The sequence below is a fragment of the Treponema saccharophilum DSM 2985 genome (assembly GCF_000255555.1).
In the GTDB taxonomy this organism is placed as follows: domain Bacteria; phylum Spirochaetota; class Spirochaetia; order Treponematales; family Treponemataceae; genus Treponema_D; species Treponema_D saccharophilum.
In genome coordinates, this window is the sequence record NZ_AGRW01000043.1 from 119,720 (window position 1) to 138,893 (window position 19,174).

At 57.7% G+C, this 19,174-nt stretch carries 12 protein-coding genes and 1 pseudogene; 6 read left to right on the top strand and 7 right to left on the bottom strand.

All coding sequences use genetic code 11. The features are described from left to right. Window positions 1-55 precede the first annotated feature (55 nt). Window positions 56-736 (top strand): hypothetical protein, encoded by a 681-nt coding sequence (locus TRESADRAFT_RS06065; RefSeq protein WP_002703840.1) that lies wholly within the window; start codon window positions 56-58, stop codon window positions 734-736. 114 nt (window positions 737-850) lie between these two features. On the opposite strand, the gene TRESADRAFT_RS06070 is transcribed toward TRESADRAFT_RS06065, so the two are convergent. Continuing rightward, on the bottom strand, window positions 851-2,449 hold the full coding sequence (locus tag TRESADRAFT_RS06070) for a bifunctional anthranilate synthase component II/anthranilate phosphoribosyltransferase (protein ID WP_002703841.1): 1,599 nt from the start codon (window positions 2,447-2,449) through the stop codon (window positions 851-853). Window positions 2,450-2,469: 20 nt separating this feature from the next. Then, window positions 2,470-3,954, bottom strand: coding sequence for an anthranilate synthase component I (locus TRESADRAFT_RS06075; RefSeq protein WP_002703842.1), 1,485 nt, complete (start codon window positions 3,952-3,954; stop codon window positions 2,470-2,472). 205 nt (window positions 3,955-4,159) lie between these two features. Here TRESADRAFT_RS06075 and TRESADRAFT_RS15035 point away from each other — a divergent pair, with 205 nt between their 5' ends. Continuing rightward, window positions 4,160-6,004, top strand: coding sequence for an ATP-binding protein (locus TRESADRAFT_RS15035; RefSeq protein ID WP_002703843.1), 1,845 nt, complete (start codon window positions 4,160-4,162; stop codon window positions 6,002-6,004). An 81-nt stretch (window positions 6,005-6,085) separates the two neighbouring features. On the opposite strand, the gene TRESADRAFT_RS06085 is transcribed toward TRESADRAFT_RS15035, so the two are convergent. Continuing rightward, the gene (locus TRESADRAFT_RS06085; protein WP_002703844.1) at window positions 6,086-6,946 is read right to left on the bottom strand and encodes a M23 family metallopeptidase; all 861 of its coding nucleotides are present in this window, start codon (window positions 6,944-6,946) and stop codon (window positions 6,086-6,088) included. 8 nt (window positions 6,947-6,954) lie between these two features. Then, on the bottom strand, window positions 6,955-8,079 hold the full coding sequence (locus TRESADRAFT_RS06090) for a hypothetical protein (protein WP_141607205.1): 1,125 nt from the start codon (window positions 8,077-8,079) through the stop codon (window positions 6,955-6,957). A gap of 386 nt (window positions 8,080-8,465) precedes the next feature. On the opposite strand from TRESADRAFT_RS06090, the gene TRESADRAFT_RS06100 reads away from it, so the two are divergent. Then, window positions 8,466-9,125, top strand: coding sequence for a PTS sugar transporter subunit IIA (locus tag TRESADRAFT_RS06100; RefSeq protein WP_002703846.1), 660 nt, complete (start codon window positions 8,466-8,468; stop codon window positions 9,123-9,125). Window positions 9,126-9,259: 134 nt separating this feature from the next. Here TRESADRAFT_RS06100 and TRESADRAFT_RS06105 read toward each other — a convergent pair whose 3' ends face one another. Next, on the bottom strand, window positions 9,260-10,447 hold the full coding sequence (locus TRESADRAFT_RS06105) for a hypothetical protein (RefSeq protein ID WP_002703847.1): 1,188 nt from the start codon (window positions 10,445-10,447) through the stop codon (window positions 9,260-9,262). A 112-nt stretch (window positions 10,448-10,559) separates the two neighbouring features. Between TRESADRAFT_RS06105 and TRESADRAFT_RS06110 the strand changes: the two genes are divergently transcribed. From TRESADRAFT_RS06110 to TRESADRAFT_RS06120, 3 genes are read left to right on the top strand one after another with little or no spacing between them, the layout of a single operon-like run. Next, a complete protein-coding gene (locus tag TRESADRAFT_RS06110; RefSeq protein WP_002703848.1) occupies window positions 10,560-11,255 on the top strand; it encodes an RluA family pseudouridine synthase in 696 nt (231 codons plus the stop codon). A gap of 32 nt (window positions 11,256-11,287) precedes the next feature. Beyond that, window positions 11,288-12,481, top strand: coding sequence for an exonuclease SbcCD subunit D (locus tag TRESADRAFT_RS06115; RefSeq protein ID WP_002703852.1), 1,194 nt, complete (start codon window positions 11,288-11,290; stop codon window positions 12,479-12,481). Next, window positions 12,478-15,543, top strand: coding sequence for an AAA family ATPase (locus TRESADRAFT_RS06120; RefSeq protein ID WP_002703854.1), 3,066 nt, complete (start codon window positions 12,478-12,480; stop codon window positions 15,541-15,543). The genes TRESADRAFT_RS06115 and TRESADRAFT_RS06120 overlap by 4 nt, the downstream gene beginning before the upstream one ends. Window positions 15,544-15,668: 125 nt before the next feature. Here the strand turns inward: TRESADRAFT_RS06120 and TRESADRAFT_RS06125 are convergent, their stop codons facing one another. Together TRESADRAFT_RS06125 and oadA are read right to left on the bottom strand one after the other, a co-directional pair. Then, the gene (locus TRESADRAFT_RS06125) at window positions 15,669-17,309 is read right to left on the bottom strand and encodes a sodium ion-translocating decarboxylase subunit beta (protein ID WP_002703862.1); all 1,641 of its coding nucleotides are present in this window, start codon (window positions 17,307-17,309) and stop codon (window positions 15,669-15,671) included. A 13-nt stretch (window positions 17,310-17,322) separates the two neighbouring features. Continuing rightward, window positions 17,323-19,090: pseudogene (gene oadA, locus TRESADRAFT_RS06130) on the bottom strand (sodium-extruding oxaloacetate decarboxylase subunit alpha). Window positions 19,091-19,174: the final 84 nt, after the last annotated feature.

A 19,174-nucleotide genomic window follows, 5' to 3' on the forward strand; every position in this document is an offset into this window, starting at 1 on the left:
TTCATTCTAGCGGAAAATCAGTTATAATCAAATCAATTTTAACAAGAGGATTGCGATGAAAAGGAAGATAATAGCTATTCTGGGAATCATTTTCCTGACAAACAGCGCGTTCGCGGCGCAGGGAATGTCGTCATGGGCGGGGCCGGGAGAGGTGCAGAACCCCGACACGTACAGGCCGCCCAAAAAGAAGACGGAGCCGAAAAAGGCCGAGAAAAAAGAGCCAGAGAAAACCGTCCAGCCGGCGCAGACGAAACAGGAGACCCCGAAAGCGGAAACGAAAAAGCCGGAAGCAGCCCCGCAACCGAAAAAAACGGCGACCGACGAATATTCCCGCTCCGTCGGAAACCTCAACATATCGGTGGACACGTTCGAGGCTGACAAAAAAGCGATAATGGCGATGATTTCCGAGCTTTCCGTCATAATGAAGGAGAAGAACTACGCCGCATGGACGCGCTACATAGACCAGGAATCGAAGACGTACTGGTCGAAAAGCGGGAACCTCAAAAAGGCGCAGAACAGGATGCCCGTGAAGGGAATACAGCTAAAGACGCTCCAGGACTACTTCAAGTACATATTCGTCCCTGCACGGCAGAAAAGCCAGATTACGGAAATCAGGTACGAGTCGGACTCATACGTCAAGGCGGTTGAGGTGCAGGAGGACCAGGATTTGATATACTACTTCTTCAAGAAGATAAACGGAAAATGGCTCGTCCACATTCCGCAGCTCGACGCATAATCCGCACCCGATGCGACAGGAAAGGAAACGGGGCCCGCAAAAAAAAACGCGAAGCCCCGTTTCCTTTTTTTTGGCAAATCTGCTTCAATCCAGAAGATTTGCCGCTTTCGGATTTCAGAATGAAGCCGACACTTCCAGAATCTCGCGCAATTTCCCGAGCGTCTTCCCGCTGTCGATTGCCCCCGCAGCCATCGCGAAGCCTTCCTTGAGCGTCTTCGCCTTGCCGCCGAGATACAGGACCGCGGCCGTGTTGAGCGCGACGGCGGCGCGTATCGTCCTGCGCCCGCGCCCGTTCAGCACGTCCATGGCAAGCGCGGCGTTTTCCGCGCCGCTTCCGCCGGAAAGCTCGTCCTCGTCAGCGTAATCGATTCCGAAATCGGCGGGGTTTATTACATAGCGGTTCTCGCGCCCCTTCTCGTCAATCTGGTAGACGTGCGTCGGCGCGCACGGGGAAATCTCGTCGTACCCGTCCTCGCTCGTCACGACCATCACGCGCTTTGCCCCGAGCGCTTTCGCGGCATGGGCATAATCCTCAAGCAAATCCTTCGAGTAGACGCCGAGAACCTCGATTTCCGCGCCCGCCGGATTGAGGAGCGGCCCGAGAATGTTCATTATCGTCTTTATCCCGAGCACCTTCCTGACGGGAGCGGCGAAGCGCATTGCCGAATGGTAGACCGGAGCCATGAGGAAGCCGAATCCCGTCTTCTTGATAAGGGAGGCGGTCTGCTCCGGCGTCGCCATTATCTTTATGCCGAGATTCTCGAAGAAATCGGCGGCGCCGCTTTTCGACGAGACAGCCCTGTTGCCGTGCTTCGCCATCACCTGGCCGCAGGACGCCGCGCAAATCGCGGAAAGAGACGAGATGTTGAACGAGCCTTTCCCGTCGCCGCCTGTTCCGACAATCTCCGCAAGCCCGGCGGAATCTATCGGGAGGCACTTCTTCTTGTTGAGAAGCGCGCGCGCGCAGCCGACCATCTCGCTGACGACGGGCCCCTTGGCCGCCATCGCGACGAGAATCGCAGACATGACGCGCTCGTCCATCATGCCCGACGTCAGGATATCCATGAACGACGAAGCCTGCTCCTCCGTGAGGCTCTCGCCCGCGATAAGCTGGTTGAGAATCTTCGCGTGCGGAAGGTTCTCGCGCCGGTAGTTGAGGAACGCCTTGAATATCGAGTCGCCGGACTCCGAAGCGATGGACTCGGGATGGAACTGGACGCCCTCGACGACCATCGTCTTGTGCCTGATTCCCATTATGTCGCCGTCCTTCGCGCGCGCCGTCACCTCGAATTCGGCGGGAAGCGTTGACTCGTCGATGACGAGCGAATGGTAGCGCGTGAACGTCCCGCTTTTTCCGACAATCCTGAAAAGCCCGCAGCCGTCCGTCGCCATGGTCTCGACGATTCCGTGGCGGATGTACTTCGCGCCGACAATCTTCGCCCCGAACGCGGCTCCTATCGCCTGATGCCCGAGGCAAATCCCGAGGACGGGAAGCTTGCCCGCAAAATACCGTATCGCTTCGATCGAGATTCCCGCCTGCTCGGGCGTTCCGGGGCCGGGGCCGACGACGATGTGGGTCGGGCGCGCATTCTCGATATCCGCGACGGAACATTCCTCCGAGCGGAAAACCCGCACCTCGTCGCCGGAAACGCGCTCAAGCGACTGCACGATATTGAACGAAAAAGAATCCTTGTTGTCTATGAAAGCAATCATCTCACTCCTCCTGATTTTCCTCACGCATCGAAACCGCCCTCAAGGACGGAGCGCAGCGCGCCGAGCTTCTCGTTCGTCTCCTCCCATTCCCTGTCCGGGTCGGAATCATAGACGATGCCGCCGCCCGCCTGAAGGCTCCAGACATTCCCCTGCCGGAGCGCGCACCGTATCGCTATGCAGAAATCGAGGTCGCCGTTCGACTGTATGTAGCCGACGGCGCCCGCATAGAACCGGCGCTTTGTCTTCTCAAGGCGCGACAGAATCTGTATGGCGTTTATCTTCGGGGCGCCGGAAACGGTGCCCGCAGGGAACGCGCAGCGGAGAACCTGAATCGGCTTGACGCCCTCGCGGACTTTCCCCTGCACGTCGGAGACGATATGCATGACGTGGCTGAAATACTCGACGTCCATGAACCGCGTCACATCGACGCTTCCGTTCTCGCAGACGCGCCCGAGGTCGTTCCTCGCCAAATCGACGAGCATCAGGTGCTCCGCGCGCTCCTTCTCGTTGCCGACAAGCTCAGCCTTTAGCGCCTCGTCCTCCTTAGAATTCGCGCCGCGCCTCCTTGTCCCCGCAATCGGGCGGATAGACGCGACGCCGTCCCGGACGCGCACGAGGCTTTCGGGGCTTGAGCCGACGAGCTGCCTGTCGCCGAAATCGATGTAGAGGAGGTACGGGCTCGGGTTCACGCTGCGGAGGCGGCGGTATATCTCGAGCGCCGACGACGCGCATTCGAACTGGAGGCGGCGGCTCGGGACAGCCTGAAGGAGGTCGCCCGCGATTATGCGCTTCTTTATCTCGACGACCTTCTCCTTGTACTCGCGCTCGCTCTGCTCGAGGTTCGTGATGACGCGCACCGGCTTCCGCTCCTCCGGGCGGGAAAGGTACGTGAAATCCATGTCGCCGAGTCGCGCCTTGAGGTCGGCAACCGCCTTGTCGAGGTCAATCTGGTGCTCGTTGTAGTTGAGCGCGAAGACGTGGAGCTTTTCCGTGAAATGATCGAAGATTATGTAGATGTGCCCCGCTATGAATTCGCTTTCGGGAACGTGAAGCTCGTCCGTCTGGGGAGCCATGTCTATCGTGTCGCACCGCGCCGCGAATTCGTAGGAAAGATAGCCGAGCCCGGACGCGGGAACGGGAATGCTGTTCGGCGAGCGCGTCCCGTCCTCGTTGTTCACGACGCTCATGTCGTTCTGCGAGGCGACGTAAAGGAGCGCGTCGAGTATGTCGGGCGTATGGAGGACGCGGCTTCCCGGGGCAATCGTCTCGCCCGTCGTGTTCCGCGCCTTGTACGGCAGCCGCCTCCCGTCTATGAGGAACGCGACCCCGTCATCATCCTGCACGATATGGAACGCAGGTTCCGTCATTATAATCGAGTAGCGCTCCCTGCCCCGCGCAAAGCTCGCGCTCTCCAATATAGCGCTGGCGCCTATCTTCCTGGCAAGCGAGAAAGGCGTGTACCTGTCGCAGGGAACCGAAAAATAAATTGAGTCATCTCTTGCCATATGCAAATCTCCTCCGCTTTGTTTCTATGTATAGAAACACGATGCGTGAACTATATACCTAATCAGGGCGAGATTCAACAGAAATCCGCATCACGCGCAAAAAAAATTCGCTTTTCCCGCCGCACAAAAATCGCGGGTATGCACAGAATCAAAATAGAAGATATAATCATAACTTCAACGACAGACTAGACGGAGAAAGAACCAGATGGAAATGGAAGAAGAAAGAAAAAACGAAATCGAAAATATGATAAACGAGCTTGCGGAAAAGCTCGACAAGGCAGACGAAAAGAACGGGGCCGAGGACGGCGGCAGCGACGGCGGAGAGCCGGAAGCGGTGCGCCCCTTCCACAGGCGCGGGCGTCCGCGGAAGGGGGACTTCACGGGACGGACGAGCGGAATCCTCAGCAGCATATCGACAATCGTGATATCGCTGAGGAAAAGCAACTTCATGCCGCCGGACACGAAAGTGTTCGGCGACTCGGTGGAGAAGCTCAAGGCGTACCTCGACGTGAACGAGATTCAGGCGGTCATTTTCGCGTCGCTGTTCACGATGTACTTCGACAACACGGGAAGGCCGGTCTCCTACTACACGCTCGCGGACTTCTACCAGTGCAACCCGCTCATCGTGATGCAGTCGCACGGGGAGCTCGAGCTGCTCGTCGAGCGCGGGTACATCGAGGAATGCGACCCGCCGGACGACGTGTATTCGCGCCCGTTCTACAAGATTCCCGCGTACGTCGTCGATGCCGTCGTCGCGAACAAGCCCGTCCCGCCGAGGGAGACGCAGGAGAACCTCACGATACAGACGTTCATCCATCAGGTGGAGAAGCTCGGCGACAAGCGTGCGGATTCCGGGGCGAAAATCCAGACGCTCTACGATTCCGTCAAAAGCAAGGAGCGCGCGCACAAGAACGTAAAGACTCTCGCGAACGTGAAGAAGCTCCTCCCGGACATACAGGACAGGACGCTCCTCTACGATGTCGCCGCGGGGATGATAAACCACATCAACACGGAAGTGGACCTCATGGTGCTCGTCAACAGGAACACGGACGAAAGCGCTGGAAGGCAGGCGCTCCTCAGCTCGTTCATGGACGAGACGCACGTCCTTTTCGCGAAGGAGCTCGTGCAGTTCGAGAACAAGGCGTCGATGATGGACTCGACCGTCTCGCTGACGGACAAGGCGTTCGAGCTGATTCTCGGCGACGAGGGAAAGTTCTACCAGAAAAAAGTCGGCGACAAGCAGCTCAAGTCGCCGGAGAAAATTCAGGAGAAGGAGCTTTTCTACATGCCGGAGAACGAGGCGGAAGTCGGGAAGCTCACGAACTCGCTGATGAAGGACAACCTCTCCGCGCTCCAGCAGCGCCTTGCAGAACGGAAGCTCCCGAAAGGAATCTGCGCGATATTCTACGGCGAGCCGGGCACGGGAAAGACGGAGACCGTCTACCAGATGGCGAGAAAGACCGGGCGCGCCGTCTTCCACGTCGACATCGGCAACATGCGCTCGCAGTGGTACGGCGAGACCGAGCAGAAATTCTCCAAGCTGTTCTCCGACTACAGGAAGATGTGCGAGAGCGCGGAAAAAGGGAGCGGGCTGTTCCCCATCCTTCTGTTCAACGAGGCGGACGCGATTTTCGGCAAGCGGGTCGAAATCCAGTCGAACGGAGGCGGGCGCGTGGACAACACCATACAGAACATCCTTCTCGAGGAGATGGAGCGACTTCCCGGCATCCTCATCGCGACGACGAACCTTGAGGGAAACCTCGACGCGGCGTTCGAGCGGCGGTTTTTGTTCAAGGTAAAATTCGCGAAGCCGAACGCGGACGTGAAGTCGAAGATATGGAAGAGCAACCTCGGCTGGCTCACGGACGAGCAGGCAAGGAAGCTCGCGATGGACTTCTCGTTCGCGGGCGGAGAAATCGCCAACATCGTCAGGAAAATAACGATGGACGAAATCCTCACCGGAAAAGTTCCCCCGTTCGAGACCGTCCTCGAATACTGCAGGACGGAAAAAATCCAGAGCGGAAAGGCGACCGTCGGCTTCAAGAGCTGACGGCGGGAACGCCTGCCGCAAAAACACGGAAAGACAAAAAAACGCGCCCCAAAAAGGCGCGTTTTTTTTCGTTCCCCAACATCAGCGGGCATCGACTATGTACGTCGAGACGTATTCCTTTCCAAGAATGTCGGAAATCACGACCTGAATCTCGTTGTGCCCGCGCGGGACGGAAATCTCGCCCAGAAACTGCCTGTCGCTGCTCGGATAGACGGTCGAAAGCGGGTGGAGGTTCTTCCCCTTGACGCAGAGCTTCCCGTCGACCTCGTAGAGGACGCTGTACTGGAGCGACTCCACGACGACGCCGTTTATGTAAATCGTCGATTTGTACGGGATGGCGACATCCTGCCGCTCGTTGTAAATCATATACGAGCCTGCGTTGAGCGTCTTGACGGAACCAAGTCCGTACGATATTCCCGCCTTGTTGACGGCGGTCACGTTCCTCAATTCGAGCGGAATCTCGTCGCCCGTCCGGGGCATGAGGACGCGCGGGTTTATGAAGCTTTTGTTCACGGTATCGACGACCTGGAATTCAAGGCAGGCGAATCCCTCCTGCCATCCCGAATTCGAGGTGACGCCTAGCGACGTTCCCGCCTTGACCTCGGTGGCGTCGGCAATCTGCTCCACGCTGTCGAGGTTCGCATAAACCGTGAGCATCCCGTCATCGTGCGCGATGACTGCGGCGTTCCCGAGCGTGCTTTCGAAAATATCGCTGTCGCCGTGCTCCGTAAAAAGGACAACGACGTTCCCGTCATCGGCAATGCTGACGTTCTCCGTGTCGGAAAAGACGAGCGACTGGCTCATCCTCCCGCCGCGCAGCTGCCCGAAATACGAGTAGAACGAATCGGAGAGAATCGCGTTCTGCGGCCAGTCGAACGCGACGACGGAAAAACCGAGCGCGGCAAGCGCGGAAAACGCGCCAATTTTCAAAATCCTTTTCATAGCGAATCCTATTTGTGCCTTATGTCAATCCTTGAAATCTTCGAGTCGTGCCCGACGAAAAGCGAGCCGTCGCGCACCGACATGAACGCGGTTTCCGCATCGAACGAGAACGAGCCGGAATAAACGTCGAACGGCTCCACGACGGAGACAGTGAAATTCTTCCCGAGGCGGCTCAGAACGAAAATCGTCCCGTCGGAATCCTCCTGAATCGAGAGGATGTTCCCCTCGATGGGAATCGTCGAATGCTTGTGCGTGCCGCAGTCGACGATTCCGAGTCCGCCGGCGTAGCTGTAATAGACGTAATCCTCGTTCCTGCTGAATTTGACGATGACCTGCTTCGTCGTCTCTTTCTCGAGCGTCTTGTGGCAGACGGCAGACGCCATCCCGTTCCGCTTCTCCGCGAGGACGAACCGCTGCCCGCCCTGCCCCGAGACCGACGCGATGTATTTTCCGGAAGCGGAAAGCCCCGCGCCGAGAATGACGGGAATGTCGCTTCCGCCCGGCGCGAAATCGAATTCCTTCTTTCCGTCGGGGCCGAAAAGAATCAGGTTCCCGTCCGCGAAACCGACGAGCACGCCGTTGTCGGACGAGGAGAACGCGGTTATCGGGGCAAACCCCTCGTACGTCCATTCGACGGAGCAGTCTTCCGAAAGGCGCGAGAACGACGAGCCTCCCGGAAGGAACTGGAACGTCCGGCCGCCGTCAAAATAAGGGAAGCCCGTCTGCTTAATCTCGGCGATTTTCGCCCCGTCCGGCGAATATACGGGGATGCGCGACGAATGTGTGTCGTAAAGCGAATAGCAGCTCTGCGAGATGACCGCCTTGTACGGGAAAGTCACGGATGAAAGGATTATCCCGCTTCTCGTGAAGTAGCCCGCAGTCTGCCCCATCTTGTACGCAATCGCGCCCTCGAACGCGGAGGCATCCGCCTCGGAAAGCCGCTCGGACAGCTTGTCGTTCTTCGTGTTCTTGTACGCGTCTATCGTCCAGACCGGAATGAAATGAATCTCCCGCGAAAGGGGGCGGACGGCGCAGAGAACGTAAACGACGCACAAAACAACGATAAGTATGACGGCAAAGCGCTTCTTCTTTTTTGCGCTGTCGAGCCCGGGGTTCATCTCTTCTTCTCTCATAATGCGAAACAATTCCTCGATTGGATTTATTCTGGAGGCGCGGCGGACGGAAAAGATGCGCGGCCCCCATAAAGATAGCGGAACAGAATTATAAAGAAATCCCGCACATTGATAAAGCAAACGCGAAGAAAAAGCCGGCACGAAAAGCGCGGGAGGAAATCCGCAAACGAAATGACGGGAAAGTGCAACGGCAGAAAGAGCGGGCTGAAAAGCCCTTCAAAGAAAAACGAACCGAAATTTCGGAAAAATACAAATAGATGTCAGCAATCACGGATAAAGCGCAAAAACCTTCAAAAACCCGCACAACTTGACAACAAAACGCAAACTTTGCAAAATATTGCAACAAATATCAACATAATGAAAACAACACGAGGATAATTTTGACTATGGAAGAAGATGCATTCTCAATCATGACAATAGAGGAAGTTGCCACCGCGCTCAGGGTTTCCGAGCGCACCGTTTACGACTGGGCACAGAAAGGCGAGATTCCCGCGGGAAAAATCGGAACTGTCTGGCGGTTCAAGAAATCGGAAATCCAGAAATGGGTCGACGAGAAACTCTCGAACGCGCCGAAAGCGGCGGAGGCACCGCAGCGCATTCTCGTGCGGAACATCCTTTCGCCCGACAGAATCGTGTTCATCGACCACGCGACGAAACACGACGCGCTCGTCGAGCTTGCGGGAAACCTCGGGACGGCGCCGCAAATAAAGGACGAGCAGGAGCTTGTCCGCGAGATAATAAAGCGCGAGGAACTTATGTCGACGGCTATCGGGCGCGGCATCGCGATCCCGCACGTGCGGCTCGCGTCCATAACCGACCTCGTGATGAGCGTCGGAATCTGCCGCAACGAGCTGCTCGACTTCCAGACGATAGACGACACGCCGGTGCGCCTCCTCATCATGATTGCGGCGGCATCGAACCAGCATTCGTACTACCTCCAGACGCTCAGCTTCTTCAGCTCGAAGCTCAAGCAGAAGGAAATCCGCGACAAGCTTCTCGAGAGCACGGACGCGACAGAAGCATACGAGATTCTCACGAACGAGTAACAAAGGCACGGCGCGGACGCATTTTCGGGAACGGTTCCCAAGATGCGGAAATCAGCGCCGCGGTTTTTCATCAGACCTGTTCGGAAAAACATATTCGGAACAGGTCCATTTTTTTGCGAGGGGACGTGGCTTTTTCAGAACGGGAATTCGACCTCGAGCCATTTCGACCTGTCGGCCTGCGTCGCGTCAATCCGCCCGAACGTAAGCCCGCGGACGGTCGTGTCGCCGAGAAGGTATCGCTTCCCGTCAATCTCAATCGCCTGCCCGAGCTTTCCGTCCAGCACGACTCCGAGGAGCGCGTGCGAATACGCGGAACTGACGAAGAAGCACGAATCCATTCCCATGTTCTTGAGCAACACGGCAAGGAGGAGGCTCCTGCTGTCGCAATCACTCCCGCAATCTCTCAGAACGGAGACGACATCGCTGAAATCCGCCTTGTCGACGTCGGCGGAACGGCGCTCGTACCTCAAATCCTGCGCCCAGCTGAGAAGCATCTGAGCCACGGCGGCGTCCGGTTTTTCCGCGTCCTTTTCCGCGGCAGCATCCTCGAGCGCCGCCTGCACATCGAACGCCACGCGGGAAAGCCTGCCGAGCGCGTCCCGGGCAACGGCACGGTAGAAGCGCTGCCACGCCGCAAGCGCGAGGTTCCCGCAAACCCCGTCTCCGAGCGTGCGCTTGAAGGCGGAGAATTCCCTGTCGATTACGCTTCTGTTCGCCGCGGAGTCGTTCTCGCAGACGGACGTCGCGATTTCCGTGCCGGAGACGCGCATGTTCAGGGGGACGGATTTTCCGCGCGGGACGAAATGCTCCGCGACGATTCCGGGAACGCGGAAGCTTCCCTCGTCGACGCACAGGGAATCCGCCGCGGAAAGGCACAAATCCCTGTACGCGCCGAACGATTCCTCCGGGCAGAACGAAATCACGCAGGCGAACGTTCCCTCCTTCGAAAGCGGCGCGCAGACGGCAACGCCTAGATTCCGCGACGAAAGAGCGCCGTTGCTCATCCCGAATTCGCAGAAGGCGCATTCCCTTCTCCGCCACGCGACTTTTTCCGGGACGGAGGACGAACCGAGCTTGGAAAGGGTCGACGCGAGGAATTCGGGCGCGCCGGAAGAGCATTCTCCCGCGACGAGCAGAACGGACACGGGGGAACGGTCCGACGCGAAGAGGAACAGGGACTCGTCCTCCGTTCCGTCCGCCATCGAGAACCCTTCCGGCAAATCGACCGTGTACCCGTATTTTCCCGAGCTCACGAGGGCGGCATGGGACATGGCGGGAAAAAGGAAAAGCAGCGCGCAGACGGCTGCCGTGATTTTTTTCATGAAAAACCTCCGGTGCATGACAAAGGCGAGCGGGCAGTAGAGGCTGTATCAAAAGTCTGCTACTGTTTCCCGCAGGCAACCATATTTTTTTTCGACAAGTTGGGGGATATAAATGAAGGACATTCCAATACTATACGAGAACGACGAGATAATCGTCATAGACAAGCCGGCGGGCGTTTCCGTCCAGGGCGGGGAAGGAATCAGGCATCCGATGGACGAGGAGCTTTCGAAGCAGCTCGGGTACAGAATCCACCTCGTGCACCGGCTCGACAAGGAGACGAGCGGCCTAATGATAGTCGCGAAATCGGCGAAGGCCGCCGCGAAATGGACGTCGGTGATAGCGGGAAAGGCGGCGCGGAAGGAATACGAGGCGGTGTGCTTCGGGATTCCCGTAGTTGGCGGAAAACCAGCGCGGAAGGGAACGATACGGGCGGACGTAATCAAGGACGGGCGGAAACTCAGCGCTGAAACATCGTTCAGCGTCGTCGCGGAGAAGGAATTCGAAATCGCGTCGAAGGACAAGGACGGGAACGAGCGGACCGATACGATTATCCTCACGAAGATACGGCTCACGCTCGGGACGGGAAGGATGCACCAGATACGAATTCACCTCGCCTCGTCATCCGCCCCCATCGCGGGCGACGACAAGCACGGCGACTTCAAGAAGAACAAGCTCGCGAGAAAAATCGGGATAAAAAGTTTGCAGCTCCGCGCGTTCAGGCTGACGATTCCGACGGAAAAAGGAAACCGCACGTTCGAGATTCCGGGCGACGACATTTTCACCAGCGAAGTCGGCCAAAACGTTTGACGGCACGGGAGAAAAATCATAATCTCACTATCATGAGATTCTTACATTCAGGCGACTGGCACCTCGGGAAAACGCTCTACGACGTTTCCCTTGAGGAGGACCAGAAACAGTTCATGGAGCAGGTTCACGAGATTTTCGGGGACGCGAAACGGGAGGGAAAACCGTACGACGCGCTCATAATCCCGGGAGACATATACGACAGGAACGTGCCCCCGGCGAAGGCTGTCTCCCTGCTCGACGACTTTCTCGGCAGAATGAGCCGTGATTTTCCGGAAGCGCACGTATTCATCCTCTCGGGAAACCACGACGGCCCGGCCCGGCTCGGATTCGCCTCGTCATTCCTCGAAAAATCGAACATACACATAGCGACGGACGCCGCAAAAACGGGCGACGCCGTAATGGTCTCGGGCGTCGCGGTCTACCAGATACCGTTCCTCCTGCAGACGAGCTTCCCGGACGAGGAGACAAGGACGCAGCAGCGTCTTTTCGAGCGCGCGACGGAGATTATAAGGAAAAGCCACGCCGAAAAACACCCCGGAATGCCCGCAATAGTGTGCGCCCACGCGACCGTCTACGGGAAAAGCGACGGGGAGCATTTCCTGTCGGTCGGAACGGCGTCTTCGATAGACAGGGAGCTGTTCAGCGGCTTCACGTACACGGCGCTCGGGCACATCCACAAATACCAGCAGCTCGGCGAAAACGGAAACATATTCTATTCCGGCTCCCCCCTCGCCTATTCGTTCGACGACAACACCGACAAATGCTTCCTCTCCGTCGAAATCGGAACGGACACGGAAAAGCCGGATTCGGTCGAGCGGATTCCGGTCAGGACGCTCCATCCCCTCATCCGCCTTTCGGGCAAGTTCAGCGACTTCATCGGAGAGGACGCGCACAAAAAATGGGCGCAGTACCGGGACTGCTACGTCGAGATAAAATGCACGGACAGCACGCTTTCCGAGAACCCGAAGCGGGCGCTTTTGGAGACGTTCCCGCGGATACTCTCGTTCGTGAGGGAGCGGAGCGCATCGGGCGGAGGCTCCGATTTCGAGGAGCGGCGCAAGCTTGCGATGAAGCAAGGCGACTCGGAAGTCGGGCTGTTCAGGAAATTCGTGCGCGACATGCACCCGGAGGACGACCATACGGTAAGCGCGGAGCAGCTTGAGGAAGAAATCGCGCTTTTTGCGGAAGCGATAGGAGAGATGAGAAACGGAGGCGCGGAAAAATGAAGCCAGAAAAACTGAGGATGGTGAATTTCGGACCGTTCATGGACGAGACAGTCGATTTCACGAGCGTGAGCGCGATGTTCCTCGTCACGGGAAAGACGGGAAGCGGAAAGACGATGATTTTCGACGCGATGACGTTCGCGCTTTACGGAAAATACTCCGGCTCGCGCTCGAAGCTCACCCAGGAGCAGATGCGCTCATCGTTCGCGGCGCCCGGCGAGCAGGCGTTCGTGGAATTCACGTTCTCCGTGACGGGGCATGACGGAAGCGCGAAAAAATTCAGAATCAGGCGAACGCTCCCCACCGACCACACGTCGAAATCGGGGACGGTTTCAAAAAAGCCGTCCGAATCCTCGCTCCAGTTCCTCAACGGCGGAAAATGGCAGGCGTACTGCGACCAGAAGGAAATCTCCGACAAGATTGAGAAAGAAATTATCAGGCTGAAATTCAGCGACTTCAGCAAAATCGTCATCCTTCCGCAAGGGGAATTCGCGAATTTTCTAAGGATGAACTCGAACGAACGGACTGAAGCGCTCAAGACGCTGTTCCCACAGAAAGAGCTCGACGACCTCGCACAGAAAATCAAGAATCGCGCGGACGAGGCGCAGCAGCAGCTGTCGAAGGCGGAGGACACCATAGCAGACCTCGGCGGCGCGGCGAACATCCCCGTGCTTTCGGAGGAAATCGGAAAATTGTCTTCCGAGATAGGCGTGCTTTCCGAAAAAAGCCGGAAACTCGACGCGAAAATCCAGGAATCCACGGAAAAAATCGCGCGCGCGGACGAGCGCCTTTCGAACACGCGGAAAGCGGCGGCGGCACAGCAAGCCGTCACGCGCCTCGAGGCGGAGCGGGCGGATATCGAGCGCACGCGGGAGATGCTCGGAAAAGCGGAGCGCGCGTCGAAAATCGCGCCGCTCATCACGAATGCCGGGCGCGCGGAAAAAGCGCTCGTTGACGCGAAAAATGACGTGTCGCGCGCGGAAGCAAACCTCCGCGATGCGAAAGCGGCAGAGCAGGATTTGTCGGCACGCGAGGAGGAGAACGAGGAGAAGCGCGGGAAAATCCGCGATTACGAGCGGGATGCGGAATCGACGGGCGCGACAATCGAAAAGCTAGAATCGCTCGCGAAAGCGGAGGAAGAGAAAACGCGAGCGGAAAACGAGCTCGCGCGTTTCAGGGACGCGGCGGCGGCGGACAGGCGCGCGCTAGAAACGGAGCGGGAAGCGCTCCTTGCGATTGCGGAGGAGTCCGGCATCGGCGGCATTTCCCCCGAAAGCGTCCCCCAGAAGCTTCTCGAAAAAGTGCGCGACCTTGAGGGCGAGAAGCATCGCTCCGAGACATCGCTCAAGACGGCGCGAGAGGCGGAAAAACGGCGCAGGCAGATAGGAATTCTGACGGAAGCCGAGGCTGACTCGGCGGCGGAAAAAGAGCAGGCCGACAGGAACCTCGCCGCGACGAAGGAAATCCTCGAAAGCCTTGAGGCGCAGCAGGCGGCGTTCGAGCGCAACAACGCGGCATCGGTCCTCGCGCGGGCATTGCGGCCGGGCATCCCCTGCCCCGTCTGCGGCTCGAAGGAGCATCCGTTCCCGGCGAAGGAAGGCGGAACGAGCCTCGAGGATAAAATCGCCGCGCAAAAAGCGAACGTCGCGACGGCGGAAGAAAAAGCAGCGGCGGCAAACGCAAAGCTGATTTCCGTGAAGAGCACGCTTGACGCAGAAAAGGCGGCGCTTTCTCAGATTGAGCGCGATGCCGACGGGACAATTCCTTCTGAAAAGGAGGCGGAATCCGCGTTCGGCAATGCCATCGCGCTTCTCGACGACGCCGAGAGCCGTTATTCCCGCGCGGCCGATTCTGCCGCGAAGATTTCCGAGCTTGCCGAAAAAGTGTCGGGAATTGCGAAAACGGAAAGCGAGCTGAGCATAAAAGCCGAAAAAGCCGCGACAATCCTTCAGGAAACGAAAAAAACGATTGACGGCTCGCACGGAACGGACAAGGAATCGCTCAAGCTCCGCCTCGAATCCATTATGGCGAGCATCGCGGAGGCGCGCGCGCAGGTGGAATCGTTCGACGACATGATTTCGGCGGCGCGCGGAACGGTAAAAACGGACGAAGCGCTCCTCGAAAACTGCGGGGAACGGCTCGCCCAAGCAAAAGCGGATGCAGCGGAAGCGACGTCGGCGCTCGACGAGAAAATCGCGGAGACTGAATTCGAATCGGCCGACGATGCCCGGAAATGGCTGCTCGGCGACGGCGAGAAGGAAGCGGCGCAGAACCGCATCAGCAGATGGGAATCGGAGCTGAGCGCGCAGAACGCAATCATCGCGTCGGTCGGCTCCGACGACGACGAGGAATCGCTGGCACGGCTGCTTTCGGACTTGAGGGACAGCCGGGAAAAGGCGCGGAACGAAAAAGCGGCGGCGGACAACGAAAAAGCGGAGAAGACGCTGGAGATGGAAAGGATGATTGACAAGCGCGGCATTCTTTCCGCCGCCGTCGAGCGCCGCGCGCGCATCGAGAAGGAAGAGGGCGCGGCAATCCGCCTTTCGAACGACCTTGCCGGAAAAAACCCGAAGAAGACGCAGTTCTCGTCGTGGATTCTCGCGATGTATTTCTCCGAAGTCGTCGAATTCGCGAACGAGCGCTTTTTCAGGCTTTCCGGCGGTCGGTACATGTTCAGGATTGAGACGGGCGGCTCGAAGGGAAAGCAGGGGCTGGACATTGCGATTGAGGACTATTCGCTCGGAAAGACGCGCCCGCCGTCCACTCTTTCGGGCGGAGAGACGTTCCAGGCATCGATAAGCCTCGCGCTCGCGCTGACGGACGTTGTCTGCAACCATTCGGGCGGAATCAGGCTCGATTCGATTTTTATCGACGAAGGTTTCGGCACGCTCGACCCGGAATCGCTCGACAAGGCGCTCGAGACGCTGACGCAAATCCAGGGTCAGCGCATGGTCGGGCTGATTTCGCACGTGGAGGCAATGGAGATGGAGATAAAGTCCCACGTAGTCGTGGACAAGGCCTCCGAAATGAATTCCTCGACGATACGTATCGAGAACTGGGGCTAGAAAACGCCGCCAAAAAAACGGAGCAAGAAAAAAGGGTGCGCATCCATTTTTCAGGACGCGCACCCTTTTTTGTCAGCCGGACGAACGCACGGCGCCGTTATCACGTCGCCATGCGAAGGCTATGGCTACAGGTTTCCGTAGGTCGCGATGAACACGCCCGCGGCGATAGCCGTTCCGATGACGCCGGAGACGTTCGGTCCCATCGCGTTCATCAGAAGGAAGTTTGAAGGATCCTCGCTCTGCGCGACCTTGTGGGCAACGCGGGCAGCCATCGGTACTGCCGAGACGCCGGCAGAACCGATAAGCGGATTGATTTTCTTTCCCTTCGGCATGAAGAGGTTCATGATGTGAGCCATGCAGATACCGCCGGCAGTCGCGACGCCGAACGCCACGAGACCGAGAACGATGATACCGATTGACTCGCCCTTGATGATTTTCTCCGGGGTCATCTGAGAGCCGACTCCGAGAGAAAGAAGGATGGAAACGATGTTCATAAGCTCGTTCTCCATCGTCTTTGAAAGGCGCTGTGCCGCACCAGATTCCTTCACGAAGTTTCCGAACGCGAGCATTCCGATGAGCGGAGCTGCCGGCGGGAGGAGGAGAATCGTAAGGAGGAGAAGCATCATCGGGAAGAGGATGCGCTCAGCCTTGGGAACCTGCCTCGGGTTTGGCATGTGAATCATGCGCTGCTTCTTCGTCGTGAGGAGCTTCATAATCGGCGGCTGAATCATCGGGACAAGCGCCATGTAAGAGTACGCGGCGACGGCGATGACTGCCATAAGCTCTGGAGCGAGCTTTCCGGAAACGTAGATTGAAGTCGGGCCGTCAGCGCCACCGATGATTGCGATAGCGCACGCCTGCATGATGTTGTAGTTCAATCCGAAGATGTTCATGACGGCTACACCGAAGAGCGTGAAGAACACGCCGAACTGGGCCGCACCGCCGAGAAGCGCCGTCTTCGGGTTCGCGATAAGGGGACCGAAATCCGTCATCGCGCCGATACCCATGAAGATGAGCATCGGGAAGAACTCGTTTCCGACACCCGCTTTGTAGATGATGGCGAGCATTCCGTCGGGAAGGTTGCCCATTCCGGCGCCGACAGCGTTGACGAGAATCGTTCCGAATCCAATCGGGATGAGGAGGAGCGGCTCGAAACCGCGTCCCGCACCGAGATAGACGATGAGGAATCCGATTGCCATCATGATGAACGACTGCCATCCGGGAGCCGTTCCCCAATCTGTCGTGTGGTTCTCAGCCTCCTCGATTACATCGTGGAGGATTTCGTCGTTCGCGTTCGGGTCGCCCTGAAGGACGAAGCGGAGCTTGTTGACGATTGTCTTGGGCTTGTTGTTGTCGGAAGCGGACATTGAATCAGCCGCCTCGACGAGCTTGTTGTACTCTTCCTGAGTCGTCGGCTGCTTGAGGAAGTTGACGTCGTTCTCGTCAGTTTTTGCCGACGAGCCCTTCTCCTTCGTCATCTTAGAGATTCCCGTGGAATTCCAGATGCCGCTGAGGAAGCGTCCCGGGTCGATGTTGTGCTCGTCGCCCCATGTCTCCGTTCCCTTTATGACGCGGGAAAGCCCGTGCTTCGAAGCATCCTGGGCCGGAGCCTCTTTTTCCTGAGCCTGCGCCGGAGCGGTCTCCGACGTCTGGGCGAGAACCTGGCTGCCCACGCTGAGAACGAACGCGACGCCCATCACAGCGAGAGAGACACCAAGAACCTGCCTTTTGAAATTCTTCTGCAAATCAATCATAACGTTATTCATTCTCCCGATTCGATTACTGAACCTCGGCGACTTTCTGTCCGTTAGAAACCTGGCTTCCGGTCGGAGCGATGAAGTGGATTTTTCCGGCGGCACCGGCCTTAATCTCAAGCTCCATCTTCATAGACTCGACGATGATGATTGTCTGTCCCTTGGTAACTTTAGCGCCGTTAGAGAAGCAGTGCTTGAGCAACGTTCCGGCGACCGGAGCCTTCACGTCCTCTCCACCGACAGTCGTCGCAACGGCAGCGGGAGCCGCAGCAGAGGGCGCGCCGAACGCGACGTCGTATGCCGTTCCGTTGACCGTGATTGAAGAGCCGTTCGACGTGACGTTGTATGCCGTTCCGTTGACCGTGACAGTGTAAGAGCCGTTTGCGGAAGCAGCAGCCTTGGGAGCCTCTTCCTTCTTCGCGAATGACTTCTCAGCATCGACAGGACCGTTGGCGCGAGTCTCGAAGAACTTCGTCGCAACCTTCGGGAACATAGCGTATGTAAGGACATCCTCGACGGAGCCGTTTCCGCCGTTCTTCTTCGCCTCTTCGACCATCTTGTCCCATTCCGGCTCAATCTTGTCCGCGGGGCGGCAGGTGAGCGGCTCGGTCATCTTGTTCTTCTCCAAAGCCTTCTTGACGAGGTCGGCGTTGGGAGCAGCGGGGAGCTTTCCGTATTTTCCGGTGAGGAGGTCGCAGAACTCGCCCGTCATGTTGTTGTAGCGTCCGAAGAGAACGTTGAAGACAGCCTGCGTTCCGACAATCTGGGACGTCGGCGTTACGAGCGGAACGTATCCGACATCCTTGTGGACGTTGACGAGCTCTTTGAGAACGTCGTCCATCTTGTCGCTTGCGCCCTGCTGCTTGAGCTGGCTTTCGAGGTTGGAGAGCATTCCGCCCGGAACCTGAGACTTGAGGATGCGCGTATCGGCTCCGAGGAATTTAGACTCGAGCGATGAATAGTGCTTGCGGATGTCGCGGAAGTACGCCGCAATCTCAAGGAGCGCGCCGATGTCGAGCTCGGTGTCGAATTCAGTTCCCTTGAGCATCTCGACGACAGTCTCCGTCGGAGAGTGAGAAGTACCCATAGCCATGGCCGAAATCGCCGTGTCGAGAACGTCGGCACCAGCCTCAGCAGCCTTGAGGAGCGTCGCGACAGAAAGGCCAGTCGTCGCGTGAGAGTGGATTTCAACGGGAAGGTCGCACTTCGCCTTGATTGCCTTCACGAGGTCATATGCCTCATACGGCTTGAGCAAGCCGGACATATCCTTGATACAGATTGAGTCGGCGCCGAAATCGGCGTATGTCTTGGCGAGGTCGGCGTAGACTTCCTTCGTGTGGTACGGAGTCGTAGCGTATGAAATTGCCATCTGGACGTGCTTTCCGGTCTTCTTAGCGGCCTTCGTCGCGCGGTCGAGGTTTCTCGGGTCGTTGCATGCGTCGAAGATGCGGAACACGTCGACGCCGTTGTTCGCCGCGGTCTCGACGAACTTGTCGACGACGTCGTCAGCGTAGTGGCGGTATCCGAGGAGGTTCTGTCCGCGGAGGAGCATCATGATTTTCGTGTTGGGCATAGCCGCGTGGAGCTTTCTGAGGCGCTCCCACGGGTCTTCGTTGAGGAAGCGGATACATGAATCGTATGTCGCGCCGCCCCACGGCCTCGGCCGCCCAGTAGCCGATTTTGTCGAGTTTGGGGGCGATTGGCAGCATGTCAGCCAAAGTCATACGTGTCGCGTGCAGTGACTGTGTAGCATCGCGAAGGACAAGTTCAGAAATACCGATTTTCTTAGCCATTTTCTAAAAACTCCTGAAAATAAAAGTGAAACGTTTAGTTTTTCTCGTGCAATGCCGTCGCTATAGCCGCGACGATTGCCTTTT